The sequence below is a fragment of the Flavisphingopyxis soli genome, from assembly GCF_007995095.1.
In the GTDB taxonomy this organism is placed as follows: Bacteria; Pseudomonadota; Alphaproteobacteria; order Sphingomonadales; family Sphingomonadaceae; genus Flavisphingopyxis; species Flavisphingopyxis soli.
The window spans coordinates 784,920-797,915 of the sequence record NZ_VOPY01000001.1; the positions used below are offsets into that span (position 1 = coordinate 784,920).

Genomic DNA, 12,996 nt, shown 5'->3' on the forward strand with positions numbered 1-12,996 from the left:
CTCGTTCGGGGCCCTAGTGATCGGCGCGGTTATTTCCCCGCCGCTTCCGCCGCTTCGTCTGCGATGCTCTTGGCGAGCCATTCCTCGAGCCACTTGATCGTATAGGCACCGTTCTGGAATTCGGGATCGTCGAGCAACGCCTGGTGGAGCGGGATCGTCGTCTTCATGCCGAGAATAACGTACTCTTCGAGCGCGCGGCGCAGGCGCATCAGGCAGCCCTCGCGGTTGCGGCCATAGACGATCAGCTTGGCGATCATGCTGTCGTAATAGGGCGGTACGCGATAGCCCTGGTAGAGGCCGCTATCGACGCGCACGTGCATGCCGCCGGGGACGTGGTAATCGGTGACGGTGCCGGGCGAGGGGGCGAAGGTGCGCGGATCCTCTGCATTGATGCGGCATTCGATCGCGTGGCCCTTGAACTCGATATCGGCCTGCGCGACCGACAGCGGCTTGCCTTCGGCGATGCGGATCTGTTCGCGGACGAGGTCGACGCCGGTGATCATCTCGGTCACCGGATGCTCGACCTGCAGGCGGGTGTTCATCTCGATGAAGAAGAATTCGCCGTTCTCGTAGAGAAACTCGATCGTGCCAGCGCCGCGATAGCCCATGTCGGCCATCGCCTTGGCGCAGGTTTCGCCCATGCGCGTGCGCTCTTCGGACGAGATGACGGGCGAGGGGGCTTCCTCGAGGACCTTCTGATGACGCCGCTGGAGCGAACAGTCGCGCTCGCCGAGATGGATCGCATTGCCCTTGCCGTCGCCGAACACCTGGAATTCGATATGGCGCGGATCGCCGAGATATTTTTCCATGTAGACGGTGGCGTCGCCGAATGCCGCCTTGGCCTCCGAACGCGCCTGGCTCATCAGGCTTTCGAGTTCGTCTTCGGATGCAACGACCTTCATCCCGCGCCCACCGCCGCCCGAGGCGGCCTTGACGATCACCGGATAGCCGATCTTGGCAGCGATCTTGCGCGCCTCGGCGATATCCTCGATCGCGCCATCGGAGCCGGGGACGAGCGGCAGGCCGAGCTTGCCCGCAGTGCGCTTGGCCTCGACCTTGTCGCCCATGATGCGGATATGTTCGGGCTTGGGACCGACGAACGCGATGCCGTGTGCCTCGACGATCTCGGCGAACTGCGCGTTCTCGCTCAAGAAACCATAGCCGGGATGGATCGCGTCGGCGTGGCTGATCTCGGCCGCTGCGATGATCGCCGGGATGTTGAGATAGCTATCGGTCGCCGAGGGCGGGCCGATGCAGATCGCCTCGTCGGCGAGGCGGACGTGCATCGCGTCGCTGTCGGCGGTCGAGTGGACCGCGACGGTCTTGATGCCCATTTCGTGGCAGGCGCGGTGAATGCGCAGGGCGATCTCGCCGCGATTGGCGATGAGGAGTTTTTCGAAGTTCATGTGCGCGCGCCGATCAAGCGACGACGAACAGCGGCTGGTCGAACTCGATCGGCGTGCCGTCTTCGACGAACATCGCCTTGAGCGTGCCGCCCTTGGGCGCGACGATCGGGTTCATGACCTTCATCGCCTCGACGATGATGATCGTGTCGCCGGCGGCAACCTTGTCGCCGATCGCCTTGAACGCGGGCGCGCCGGGTTCGGGCGAGAGATAGGCGGTGCCGACCATCGGTGATTTTACTGCATCGGCTTGGGCATCGGCAGCGGGTTCGACCGGCGCGGCTGCGGCGGCGGGTGCCGCTGCAGCCGCTGCCGCGACAGGTGCGGGTTGGTACTGGGCGGGGGCGACGCCGCCACCGCGCGAGACGCGGATCTTGCGCGTGCCGTCTTCGACCTCGATCTCGGTGAGACCGGTTTCGCCGAGCAGCTCGGCAAGTTCGCGAACAAGCTTGGTATCGACCTGCATCTGTCGGTCCTTTGGTGTTACGGCCATGATGCTTCCTGTTATTTCTGCGCGTCGGACCCCGTTTCAACGTCCGGGGGACGGCATCGTTTCCTGATCGCAATGGCGGCTATCAGGCGGCGGCGATTGCGTCCAGAGCCATCAGATAGCCTGTGCCGCCGTGACCCGCGATCCGCCCCGCCGCGACATCGGCGATAAGGCTGTGATGACGAAAGGCCTCGCGCGTCTCGGGATCGCTGAGGTGGACCTCCCAGACGGGCAGGGCGATGGCGGCGACCGCATCGCGCAGCGCGACCGAGGTGTGGGTATAGCCGCCGGGATTGAGAATCACCGCGCGTGCACCCGTCGCCTGTGCCTCGTGCAGCCAGTCGATCAGGTCGCCCTCGTGGTTCGATTGGCGATGATCGAGCGTCAGCCCGTGATCGGACGCGCGCGCATCGAGCATCGCGGCGATGTCGGCGAGCGTGTCGGCACCATAGATTTCGGGCTCTCGCGTGCCCAAAAGGTTGAGGTTGGGCCCGTTGAGGACAAAGACGGTGCCGGCATCGGTTGCGGGGTCGGGCATTGCCTACCTATATGCAGGCGGCACCGCATGACGCAAAGGAAAGCAGCATTGGCAGACGACACCATCTCGGTCCGCGTGAACGGCGAACATCGCCGCGTCTATGAAGGACTCAGCATTGCCGACCTGGCGCGCGACCTCGGCCTGTCGCCCGACAAGGTCGCGGTCGAGCGCAATCTCGAGGTCGTCCCGCGCGCCAGGCTCGCCGAGGTCATCGTCGAGGACGGCGACGATTTCGAAATCGTGACCTTCGTGGGAGGTGGATGATGACAGGAATCGATATCGATAGCTGGACCGTCGCGGGACATAGCTTCACCTCGCGGCTGATCGTCGGCACGGGCAAGTACAAGGATTTTGCGCAGAACGCCGCCGCGCTCGAGGCGTCGGGCGCGGAAATCGTCACCGTCGCGGTGCGCAGGGTCAACGTCAGCGATCCCAATGCGCCGATGCTGACCGACTTCATCGACCCGAAGAAGGTCACCTACCTGCCCAACACCGCGGGCTGTTTCACCGCCGACGAAGCGGTCCGCACGCTAAGGCTGGCGCGCGAGGCGGGCGGCTGGGACCTCGTCAAACTGGAAGTGCTCGGCGAAGCGCGCACGCTCTATCCCGACATGCGCGAGACGTTGAAGGCGACCGAGACGCTCGTCGCCGAGGGTTTCAAGCCGATGGTCTATTGCGTCGACGATCCGATCGCGGCGAAACAGCTCGAAGAGGCGGGCGCGGTGGCGATCATGCCGCTCGGCGCGCCGATCGGATCGGGGCTCGGCATCCAGAACCGCGTGACGATCCGCCTGATCGTCGAAGGCGCGGGCGTGCCGGTCCTCGTCGATGCCGGGGTCGGCACCGCGAGCGATGCGGCGGTCGCGATGGAGCTCGGCTGCGACGGTGTGCTGATGAACACCGCGATTGCCGAGGCGAAGGACCCCGTTCGCATGGCCCGCGCGATGAAGCAGGCGGTCGAGGCCGGGCGCAACGCCTATCTCGCCGGTCGCATGGGCCGCCGAATGTACGCCGACCCGTCGAGTCCGCTCGCCGGACTGATTTGATCGTTACGCCTGTGAAACCGTTTTGCGACAAACGGTTAGTCGCAAATCGTCGGAACCAAACATGCCCTTGATCGGTTTCCTTTTCGACAGCGCATGACGCGCTGCCTGACAAGACAGGAGACGAAAAATGGGTGAATTCACCGAAAAGGTCAAAGGCAACACCAACGAAGCCATTGGCAATGTGAAGCAGCAGAGCGGCAACCCCGAGACGCGCGCCGAAGGCAAGAAGCAGGAAGCCAAGGGCGAAGCGCAGCAGCTCAAGGGCGAAGTCGAAGGTGCTCTCGGCAACGACATCTGATCGTCGCCAAGCATTCGAAAGAAAAGGCCGCTCCTCACGGGGCGGCCTTTTTCTTGTGCGTTGCCGACCGTTGCGGAGGCGTCGAATCTACCGACCGTTGCTGGCGACGATGTCGACGTCGCGCAGGCCGCCGGTATGGTTGACGATCACGACATAGGCGGCGCCGTCGCTGGCACGGGTGCCGCCGAGATAATGTTCCTGGCCCTTGACGGTGTGCTCGCCGTCATAGCCTGCTCGCTTGGCGCGGGTGTAATAATAATCGAGCACCGACTTGAGCGATGCGCCGGTGCGGAAGTTGATCACCCGCACGTTGCACTCGCCGCTCGTTACGCCAGCCGCCTCGCGCAGCGTGGCGCGGGGATAAACGGGAAAGGCGGCGGGCATGCGATCGGCCCATTCGGCGCCATAGCTCAGCTTTGCGTCGCATTTTCCGTTCTGCTGTGCCGCGCGCGCGCCGAGCGTGACGGGTTCGTTGACGTCGCAACTGTCGCATTCCATCGTTTTGGCAGCGGGCGCGCTCATCAGTTTTCCGCCGACGGCCTTGACCGCGTCGGCCTGCGCCGCATCGGCGACCGCCGCCTGACGCGACAACGGCACGCCGCCGGTCGCGGGCTTGCTGCCGGTCGTGACGGCGTTGCGGTTCGACTGTTCGGTGAGGTCGGGATCGACCATGATCGGGTCTTCGAGCGCCGCGCGCGCGGCGGGATCCGACTGGTTGTCGGTCGCGTCGCTGTCGCTGGCGGTGCGACCGCAGCTCGCTAAAGCAAGCGGAAGCGCGAGCATGGCGGATATCGCAAGAGCGGACGAAACGGATCGATCGGAACGGCGCATCGGCTGAAAACTCCCTTAACTTTGCGTTAGTCTTGACCGCCAAACGCTAAAAAGTCGTTAGGAATCTGCCACCGCAGCGCGCCCCTTCCCAGTTTGGCACGCTGCGTGCGCCGTGTGCAGATGCGAAAAGGCGCCTGGCCGGACATGCGTAACCCGGACAGGCGCCTTCTGAACCGTCGGGCGCGCGAATGCCTGCCCAACGGGATATTGGAGCTGCGCGTTAGCGGCAGCTGTAGCGGTTGCGGCCGCTGCGGCGGTCGATTTCGCGACCCAGCAGCGCGCCACCGGCGGCGCCGAGGATCGTGCCGAGCGTGCGGTCGCCGCGGCCCGCGACCTCGTTGCCGATCAGGCCGCCGACGACGCCGCCGACGATCAGGCCGGTCGTGCCGTTATCGCGCTTGCAATAATAGCGTCCGTCATCGCCCTGCCAGACGCGCGTGTTGGCGCGCAGTGGCTGGGCCTGACCCTGGGTGTAATAGCCGCGCTGGTTGGCCGAGCTGCGATAGCGATGCTTGTGCTTCTTGCCTTTGTGATAGCTGTTGGATTGCGACCAGCTGGGCGGGTCGGCCAAAGCGGCGGTCGGCGCGACGAGGCCGAAGGCTGCGAGCGATAGGATGAGCGTTTTCATAAGTATCTCCTGCTGGCTCGCCTTGGTCCCGGCGAGCGCTGTCCCCGCCAGACAACACCCTTTCGATGAACCGCAGCTAGACAGCCCGTTCAGCGACGACGAGCCGTGGCGCGGCAGCGACGAATTGCCGCATTCGCTTTCGCTTGCCAGTCGCCTGCACACGGCGCTAGGCGCAGCGTCATGCTCAACATTCTCTCGATCCTCATCGGTCTCGTCGCGCTGCTGCTCGCGATCCCGTCGTTCCTTCCTTTGCTCGGCATGGGCAACTGGCTGGTCGGCGTGATCGCGCTTATCGGCATAGCGGTCGGCGCGCTGTCGTCGAAAAAGGGCGGGCGCAATTTCTGCCTGATCGTGCTCGTCATCGCGATCCTGCGGCTGATGCTCGGCGGCGGTCTTGTCTGACGAGACGCCTGCGCGCGCTGCGCAGACGCACGGCGCTTCCCCGCCGACCAAGGGCATAGCGGGCCTGCCGCAGGCGCTTGGCGCCTATGTTTCCTGGGGTCTGATGCCGCTCTTCTTCAAGGCGCTGACCTCGGTCGCGCCGCTCGAGGTCGTCGCGCATCGCATCGTCTGGGGCGCATTGTTGCTGATCGCGGTACTGGCGATCCTTGGCAGGCTCGGCGAGCTTGGCACCGTCCTTCGCACACGCAAGTCGATGGCGACGCTGTGTGCGACGGCCATACTGATCGCGATCAACTGGCTGATCTATATCTGGGCGGTGTTCAACGACCATGTCGTCGCCGCTGCCCTCGGCTATTATCTCAATCCGCTGCTCAATGTCGTGCTCGGCTATGTCGTGCTCAAGGAACGGCTGAGCCGGGCGCAGGTCTTTGCCGTCGCGCTGGCGGCGGTCGGTGTCGCGGTGCTGGCGGCGGGCGCGCTGAGCACCTTGTGGGTCAGCCTGGCGCTCGCCGGATCGTTCGGCACTTATGGCCTGATCAAGAAAATGACGCCGGTCGGGCCGATGGTCGGCATGGCGACCGAGACGCTGATCCTGTCGCCGGTCGCGCTCGGCTTTCTCGTCTGGCTCGCCTTTGTCGGCGGCGGCGCGTTTGGCGTGCAATCGCGCGATATCGACCTGTTGCTGATCGCCGGCGGCGCGGTGACCGCGATCCCGCTGGTGCTGTTCGCCAGCGCGGCCAAGAAGATGAAGTTCGCGACGCTCGGCGTGATCCAGTATCTCGCCCCGACGATCCAGTTCCTGCTCGGCGTCTTACTCTACCACGAAGCGCTGACCACCGCGCACCTCATCGCATTCCCGCTGATCTGGACGGGGCTGATCCTCTATAGCTGGGATGCGTGGAAAGCGTCGCGCCGCGATGCGATTGCGAGCGTTACGCCCGCTTAGGCGAGCGACCAGCCGAGCGTTTCGCCGGCGTGGAACGGGACGATACCGTCGACCAGATCGGGCACGATGGTCTCGCCGCGTTTCAGCGTGATCCGCTCTTCGTTGGGCGGCAGGCGATAAAAGGCCGGGCCGTTGAGCGAAGCAAAGGCTTCGAGCCGGTCGAGCGCGCCCTCGTCGTCGAACACCTGGGCATAGCTTTCGATCGCAAAAGGCGCGTTGAAAATCCCCGCGCAGCCGCACGCGCTTTCCTTCGCCGCGCGTTCATGCGGGGCGCTGTCGGTGCCGAGGAAAAAGCGATCGCTCGTCCCCGTTGCCGCCTTGCGCAGCGCTTGCCGGTGGGCTTCGCGCTTGGCCACGGGCAGGCAATAGGCGTGCGGCCTGATCCCGCCGACGAGCATCGCGTTGCGGTTGATGTGGAGGTGGTGCGGGGTGATCGTGGCGGCGACATCGGCATCGGCGCTTTCGACGAAGGCGACCGCATCGGCGGTGGTGACGTGTTCGAAGACGATGCGCAGGCCGGGCATGTCGCGCAGCAGCGGCGCCAGGACGCGGTCGATGAACACCGCCTCGCGATCGAAAATGTCGATATCGGCATCGGTCACTTCGCCATGGACGAGCAGCGGCAGGCCGATCGCCTCCATCGCCTCAAGCACATTGCGAATCGCGGCGATCGAGGTGACGCCGTGCGCGCTGTTGGTCGTGGCATTGGCGGGATAGAGCTTGGCCGCGGTGAATACGCCCTCGGCGGCGCCGCGCGCGATCTCCTGCGGGTCGCTGTCATCGGTCAGGTACGCGGTCATCAGCGGGGTGAAGCGTGTGTCGCGGGGCAATGCGGCCATGATCCGGTCGCGATAGGCACGCGCGGCGGAAACGCTCGTCACCGGCGGGGCGAGATTGGGCATGACGATCGTGCGGGCGAACTGGAGCGCGGTGGCACCGGCGACGCGGCCGAGCATGTCGCCGTCGCGCAGGTGGACGTGCCAGTCATCGGGACGGCGCAAGGTGATCGTGTCGGTCATGCGGTCAATTCTCTCGCTGCGTCTTTCGCCCCTACGTCCCAGTCCCTACCTAAGGACCATGACCGAAACCAGCCCCCAGACCGCCACCACGCCTTGCACCGCGACCCGCCTTGCCGACCGCTCGCTGCTGCGCCTGTCGGGCGAGGATGTGCGCGGTTTCCTCCAGGGCCTCGTCACCAACGACGTCGACGGGCCGCTGCCGTGCTGGGCCGCACTGCTTAGCCCGCAAGGCAAGGCGCTGTTCGATTTCCTCATCTGGCCCGATCCCGCGGACGATTCGGCGCTGCTGATCGATTGCGAGGCGGCGCATCGCGACGAGCTGGCGAAACGACTGGGTCTCTATCGCCTGCGCCGCAAGATCGCGATCGCGCCGGTCGATGACCTGGCGGTGCACTGGTCGCCCGATGCGCGCGGGCATACGCCCGATCCGCGGCTGGCCGCGCTCGGCCAGCGCTGGTTGGCGCCGGCGGGCGAGGGGGCAGGCGAGGGCGCTGCCGACGACGCGTGGCGCGCGCACCGACTCGCGCTCGGCGTGACCGAGGGCCGCGACGAGTTGGGCCATGACAAGACGCTGTGGCTCGAGGCCAATTCCGGCGAGCTCAACGGCGTGAGCTTTTCGAAGGGCTGCTATGTCGGCCAGGAAAACACCGCACGGATGAACTGGCGCAACAAGGTTAGCCGACGCCTCGTCGTCGTGCCGATCGCCGCGGCCGAGGAAAAGCGCCAGATGGTCGCCTATCAGGATATTGGCGTGTCGGTCGAGCGGCGGCGCGTCGAGGATATCCCCGATGTCGCACGGCCCGGCTGGATGGCCTGACGCGCGGGCACGCGTTTACCCAATATCCACCGATTCGCGCGTAAGATTGCGGCCATGTTACGGTCGGTCATCCTGATGGCGGGATTCATCCTTGTCGCGGTCCTCGTGATCGCGCCGTCGCTGCCGACTAACGACAAGCTCGCGAACAGCATCGAAGGCAGCGACGAGGGCGCGTTGACGGGCGATTCGGCCGCTCCGTCGGCACCTGAGCCGGTCGAGCGCGTGTTCGCCACCGACGACAGCAGCGTCGTTGCCCAGCCCCATCGTTCGACCGTGCGCGCGCCACGCGACAGCAGCCTGGTCGATCTGCCCGCCTATGATTCGCCCGAAGCGCGCGCCTCTCGCGCGCCCGAATATTGATCTCGACCCGAACTCATAAGGACCGGCGGTGAAAGGATTTCTGTTCCTCGCCGGATCGGTGCTCGCGCTCGCATTCTTCGTCGGGCCGGGGCTGCGCACCTCGTCTGACAGTGAAGCAGGCGATGCCGCGATCAATGAGGTAACGCCCACTGGTCAGTCACGATCGCAAGCGCCTGCCGCTCCGCGTGCCGTATCGGGCGACGGTGTCGTCGTTGCGCGCGGCCCCGAAGGCCATTTCACGACGCAGGCGGTGGTCAACGGAGCGGCTTTTCCGATGGTCATCGACAGCGGCGCGAGCCTCGTCGTGCTGCGCCGCGAGGATGCGCTGGCGGCGGGCATATCGGTGTTTCCGTCGGAGTTCACAGGGACCGCGCAGACAGCGGGCGGGCCGGTCAGGACCAAGCGCGTGACGATCGACCGGCTGCGGATCGGCGGGATCGAACGGCGCAACGTCGCCGCAGCGGTGGTCGATGCCGATCTGCCGATGTCGTTGCTCGGCCAGTCGTTCCTCGCCCAGCTCGCCGAGATGCGCATCGCCGACGACGCGATGATCCTGCGCTGACCGCCGCCTTGCAACTCGCGGTTGCCGCCGCCATGTCTGCGCGATGACCGAAGCCAACCTGCCGCCGCTGCGCGCCGCCATCATTCCCGTCACGCCGTTGCAGCAGAATTGCACGCTGCTGTGGTGCACCAGGACCAACAAGGCGGCGTTCGTCGATCCCGGCGGCGATCTCGACCGGCTCAAGGCAGCGGCCGAGCAACACGGTGTCGAGCTCGAAAAGATCCTGCTGACGCACGGTCATATTGATCATTGCGGCGAGGCGGGCACGCTTGCCAAAGAGCTTGGCCTGCCGATCGAGGGGCCGCACGAGGCCGATCGCTTCTGGATCAGCCGGCTCGAGGACGACGGGCGCAATTACGGCGTTGCAGGCAAGGTGTTCGAACCCGATCGCTGGCTTGGCGACGGCGAAACCGTGACCGTCGGCGATCTCGTGCTCGACGTCATTCACTGCCCCGGCCACACGCCGGGCCATGTCGTCTTCTATCACGCGCCGTCGAAGCTCGCGATCGTCGGCGACGTCCTGTTCCAGGGCTCGATCGGCCGGACCGACTTCCCGATGGGCAACCACCAGGACCTGCTCGACGCGATCACGCACAAGCTATGGCCGCTCGGCGGCGATACGACCTTCCTCCCCGGCCACGGCCCGCCGAGCACCTTTGCCCATGAGCGCGCCAACAACCCGTTCGTCGGTGACCGGGCGATGGCGGGCTAGATCAGGGCAGGATCAGGCGACGTGGCCCGCGCTCGCCGGCGCGATCATCGCGCTCGGGCCGGTATAGACGAGGAACAGCGCATAGGCGGCAAGGCCGAGCAGGATGATCATCGTCGTGAGCGTCCCGATCGATCGGCCCGTCGCCCATTTGCCGCCGTCCATGCCAAAGGCATGCGCGATCCGCCCGAGGATATAGATCAGACCGGTCAGCCAGAGAATGGTCGAGCTGCCGACGGCGAGTTCGATGGCCGCGATCAGGACGAGCGCGAAGCCCGTATTTTCGAGGAAATTGGCCTGCGCGCGCATCCGTCGGATGAGATTTTCGTTACCGCCGTCGCCGACCGAGATTTTTTCACTCATCCGCACGCGCCCGACGCGGATCGACAACCACAGGTTGAGCAAGGCGGCAGCAGCGGCGATCGTCAGCGTAATCGGCAAAAACATCATGATGGACTCCCCCAGATTTATACAGGCATGAACGTGGCCGAGTATGGGCGATCATGCAACCGGGGCTTGCACTAATGGAGCCTCGCGTTATAGGCGGCGCCTCGCGCTGGTACGGCAAGCGAATCTTCTGATTCACGCGAAGAGGCTATGACGCCGCCTGATGGGGGTGACCGTTGCCATTTCGTGTCGAGAGGCTTACGTGCGCACGCACACGGATCCACATAACGATTATTGAGCAGGTGCCGAAATGGCTGTCCCCAAAAGAAAAACTTCCCCGTCGAAGCGCGGCATGCGTCGTAGCCACGACTCGCTGAAACCCCAGGCGTATCAGGAATGCCCCAATTGCGGCGAACTGAAGCGTCCGCACATTTTGTGCGATGCCTGCGGTCATTATAACGGGCGCGAAGTCATCTCGCCCGAATAACCGGGCTTTTGCCCGCCAGACAGCTGACCCAGAATAAGGAGATATGCCGGTGGGCATGACGCCGCGGATCGCAATCGACGCGATGGGCGGCGATGTTGGCGTGCGCGTCATGATGGCGGGCGCCGCGCTGGCACGCCATCGCCACGACCGGCTGAAATTCCTGCTCGTCGGCGACGAGGTGCGGATCAAGGCGGCGCTCGACAGCCATCCCAATTTGCGCGCGGCCTCCGACATCCTCCACACCGACGAAGTCGTGACCGGCGACGACAAGCCCAGCCAGGCGCTGCGCAAGTCGAAGAACAGCTCGATGGGTCTCGCCATCCAGGCGGTCAAATCGGGCGATTGCGGTGCGGCTTTGTCGTCGGGCAATACCGGCGCGCTGATGGCGATGTCGAAACTCGCGCTTCGCACCATGCCGGGGATCGACCGGCCGGCGCTGGCGGCACTGTTGCCGACGCTTGGCAGCAACGACCTCGTCATGCTCGACCTCGGCGCCAACACCGAGTGCGACGCCAACAACCTGATCCAGTTCGCGATCATGGGCGCGGCCTATGCGCGCACCGCTCTGGGCCTCGAACGCCCGCGCGTCGCGCTGCTCAACATCGGCACCGAGGACATGAAGGGCACCGACGAGATTCGCGATGCCGCCGCAGCATTGCGCGACGCGACCGAGCTGCCGATGGATTTCACCGGCTTTATCGAGGGCGACAAGATGTCGCGCGGCGATATCGACGTGCTCGTCTGCGACGGCTTTTCGGGCAACATCGCCTTGAAGACGATCGAGGGCACCGCGCGCTTCGTGACCGACCTGCTGCGCAACGCGTTTGCCAGCTCGGTCCGGTCGAAGATCGGCTTCCTCATCTCGCGCCCGGCGACCGAGCTGCTCAAGCACCATCTCGACCCCAACAACCATAACGGCGCGGTCTTCCTCGGCCTCAACGGCGTCGTCCTCAAAAGCCATGGCGGCGCGAACGAAAAGGGTGTCGCCAACGCGGTCCATGTCGCCGCCGAGCTCGTCGAAAAGGATATTACGCGGCAGGTCAGCGAGGATCTGGCGCGGTTCGGCGGCAGCCGCGCCGGCGAGACGCGCGCATGACCGTTCGCTCAGTGATTGCCGGGACCGGATCGGCGCTGCCCGCACGGCGCGTGTCGAATGCCGAGCTGACCGAGACCGTCGATACGACCGACGAATGGATCGTCGAGCGGACCGGGATCCGCTTTCGCCACATCGCCGCTCCTGAGGAAACGACCGCGACACTGGGCGCCGATGCCGCGCGCAAGGCCATCGCGGCAGCGGGGCTCGAACCCTCCGACATCGGCCTGATCGTGCTTGCCACCGCGACGCCCGACCAGACCTTTCCGTCGAGCGCGACGAAGGTCCAGGCGCTGCTCGGGATCCAGGACGCGGTTGCGTTCGACATCGGTGCGGTTTGTTCTGGCTTCCTTTACGCGATGGGCGTCGCCGACAGCATGATCCGCACCGGCACCGCGAAACACGCGCTGGTGATCGGATCGGAAACCTTCAGCCGCATCCTCGACTGGGAGGACCGCACGACCTGCGTCCTGTTCGGCGATGGCGCAGGCGCGGTCGTCCTGTCGGCCGAAAAGGACAGCGAACGCGGCATATTGTCGTCGAGCCTCCATGCCGACGGCGGCCATGGCGAGCTGCTCTATGTCGATGGCGGACCGTCGACCACCGGCACCGTCGGCAAGCTTCGCATGAAGGGCCGCGAAGTGTTCCGCCATGCGGTGACCAACCTCGCCTCGGTCATGGGAATCGCGCTCGAACAGGCGGAAGTCGATGCGTCCGAGGTCGACTGGGTCGTGCCGCACCAGGCCAATATCCGCATTCTCGAGGCGACCGCCAAGAAACTCGGCCTGCCGATCGAGCGCGTTGTCGTGACGGTTGCCGAACATGCCAACACGTCGGCGGCGTCGGTGCCGCTGGCGCTCGACACGGCAATCCGCGACGGCCGGATCAAGCGCGGCCAGTTGCTGGTGCTCGAAGCGATGGGCGGCGGCTTCACCTGGGGGGCAACAGTCGTCCGTTACTGATTGGACTGGCTCGATTTA

Annotated in this window: 17 protein-coding genes and 1 pseudogene; 11 read left to right on the forward strand and 7 right to left on the reverse strand. The window is 65.4% G+C overall.

The genetic code is table 11. The annotated features are described in order from the left end of the window. Positions 1–29 precede the first annotated feature (29 nt). The 3 genes from accC to aroQ form a co-directional block, all read right to left on the reverse strand. Positions 30–1,406: an acetyl-CoA carboxylase biotin carboxylase subunit gene (gene accC / locus FSZ31_RS03780; RefSeq protein ID WP_147121693.1), complete on the reverse strand. Its 1,377-nt coding sequence runs from the start codon at positions 1,404–1,406 to the stop codon at positions 30–32. 13 nt (positions 1,407–1,419) lie between these two features. Then, positions 1,420–1,869 (reverse strand): acetyl-CoA carboxylase biotin carboxyl carrier protein, encoded by a 450-nt coding sequence (gene accB, locus FSZ31_RS03785; protein WP_147122534.1) that lies wholly within the window; start codon positions 1,867–1,869, stop codon positions 1,420–1,422. Between the two features lie 109 nt (positions 1,870–1,978). Beyond that, positions 1,979–2,431 (reverse strand): type II 3-dehydroquinate dehydratase, encoded by a 453-nt coding sequence (gene aroQ / locus FSZ31_RS03790; RefSeq protein WP_147121694.1) that lies wholly within the window; start codon positions 2,429–2,431, stop codon positions 1,979–1,981. Positions 2,432–2,458: 27 nt separating this feature from the next. Here aroQ and thiS point away from each other — a divergent pair. Both thiS and FSZ31_RS03805 read left to right on the forward strand, forming a co-directional pair. Then, positions 2,459–3,477: pseudogene (gene thiS, locus FSZ31_RS03800) on the forward strand (sulfur carrier protein ThiS). Positions 3,478–3,604: 127 nt separating this feature from the next. Beyond that, the gene (locus FSZ31_RS03805; protein WP_147121697.1) at positions 3,605–3,775 is read left to right on the forward strand and encodes a CsbD family protein; all 171 of its coding nucleotides are present in this window, start codon (positions 3,605–3,607) and stop codon (positions 3,773–3,775) included. Positions 3,776–3,862: 87 nt separating this feature from the next. On the opposite strand, the gene FSZ31_RS03810 is transcribed toward FSZ31_RS03805, so the two are convergent. Continuing rightward, positions 3,863–4,558: a hypothetical protein gene (locus FSZ31_RS03810; RefSeq protein WP_236643647.1), complete on the reverse strand. Its 696-nt coding sequence runs from the start codon at positions 4,556–4,558 to the stop codon at positions 3,863–3,865. Between the two features lie 268 nt (positions 4,559–4,826). Beyond that, positions 4,827–5,234 carry a glycine zipper 2TM domain-containing protein gene (locus tag FSZ31_RS03815; RefSeq protein ID WP_147121699.1) on the reverse strand — a complete coding sequence of 136 codons (408 nt, stop codon included), beginning with the start codon at positions 5,232–5,234 and terminating at the stop codon, positions 4,827–4,829. Between the two features lie 180 nt (positions 5,235–5,414). On the opposite strand from FSZ31_RS03815, the gene FSZ31_RS03820 reads away from it, so the two are divergent. Together FSZ31_RS03820 and rarD are read left to right on the forward strand one after the other, a co-directional pair. Then, on the forward strand, positions 5,415–5,636 hold the full coding sequence (locus tag FSZ31_RS03820) for a hypothetical protein (RefSeq protein ID WP_147121700.1): 222 nt from the start codon (positions 5,415–5,417) through the stop codon (positions 5,634–5,636). After that, positions 5,629–6,582 carry an EamA family transporter RarD gene (rarD, locus tag FSZ31_RS03825; protein ID WP_236643648.1) on the forward strand — a complete coding sequence of 318 codons (954 nt, stop codon included), beginning with the start codon at positions 5,629–5,631 and terminating at the stop codon, positions 6,580–6,582. The genes FSZ31_RS03820 and rarD overlap by 8 nt, the downstream gene beginning before the upstream one ends. Here rarD and pyrC read toward each other — a convergent pair. Then, positions 6,579–7,601, reverse strand: coding sequence for a dihydroorotase (pyrC, locus tag FSZ31_RS03830; RefSeq protein WP_147121701.1), 1,023 nt, complete (start codon positions 7,599–7,601; stop codon positions 6,579–6,581). The two genes, rarD and pyrC, sit on opposite strands and share 4 nt — an antisense overlap. 58 nt (positions 7,602–7,659) lie before the next feature. Here pyrC and ygfZ point away from each other — a divergent pair, with 58 nt between their 5' ends. The 4 genes from ygfZ to FSZ31_RS03850 are packed head-to-tail and all read left to right on the forward strand — an operon-like array spanning position 7,660 to position 10,052. Then, on the forward strand, positions 7,660–8,418 hold the full coding sequence (ygfZ, locus tag FSZ31_RS03835; RefSeq protein ID WP_147121702.1) for a CAF17-like 4Fe-4S cluster assembly/insertion protein YgfZ: 759 nt from the start codon (positions 7,660–7,662) through the stop codon (positions 8,416–8,418). Between the two features lie 54 nt (positions 8,419–8,472). After that, positions 8,473–8,778, forward strand: a complete 306-nt coding sequence (locus FSZ31_RS03840; RefSeq protein WP_147121703.1) for a hypothetical protein — start codon at positions 8,473–8,475, stop codon at positions 8,776–8,778. 28 nt (positions 8,779–8,806) lie between these two features. Beyond that, positions 8,807–9,340 carry a retropepsin-like aspartic protease family protein gene (locus FSZ31_RS03845; RefSeq protein ID WP_147121704.1) on the forward strand — a complete coding sequence of 178 codons (534 nt, stop codon included), beginning with the start codon at positions 8,807–8,809 and terminating at the stop codon, positions 9,338–9,340. Between the two features lie 43 nt (positions 9,341–9,383). Further along, positions 9,384–10,052: an MBL fold metallo-hydrolase gene (locus FSZ31_RS03850; protein WP_147121705.1), complete on the forward strand. Its 669-nt coding sequence runs from the start codon at positions 9,384–9,386 to the stop codon at positions 10,050–10,052. Between the two features lie 12 nt (positions 10,053–10,064). On the opposite strand, the gene FSZ31_RS03855 is transcribed toward FSZ31_RS03850, so the two are convergent. After that, positions 10,065–10,499, reverse strand: a complete 435-nt coding sequence (locus FSZ31_RS03855) for an MAPEG family protein (RefSeq protein WP_201739112.1) — start codon at positions 10,497–10,499, stop codon at positions 10,065–10,067. 247 nt (positions 10,500–10,746) lie between these two features. On the opposite strand from FSZ31_RS03855, the gene rpmF reads away from it, so the two are divergent. The 3 genes from rpmF to FSZ31_RS03870 are packed head-to-tail and all read left to right on the forward strand — an operon-like array spanning position 10,747 to position 12,978. Then, on the forward strand, positions 10,747–10,923 hold the full coding sequence (gene rpmF, locus FSZ31_RS03860) for a 50S ribosomal protein L32 (protein WP_147121706.1): 177 nt from the start codon (positions 10,747–10,749) through the stop codon (positions 10,921–10,923). Positions 10,924–10,978: 55 nt separating this feature from the next. Continuing rightward, positions 10,979–12,019, forward strand: a complete 1,041-nt coding sequence (plsX, locus tag FSZ31_RS03865; RefSeq protein ID WP_147121707.1) for a phosphate acyltransferase PlsX — start codon at positions 10,979–10,981, stop codon at positions 12,017–12,019. Continuing rightward, complete coding sequence (locus FSZ31_RS03870) at positions 12,016–12,978, forward strand: beta-ketoacyl-ACP synthase III (protein WP_147121708.1); 963 nt, start codon at positions 12,016–12,018, stop codon at positions 12,976–12,978. The genes plsX and FSZ31_RS03870 overlap by 4 nt, the downstream gene beginning before the upstream one ends. Positions 12,979–12,996: the final 18 nt, after the last annotated feature.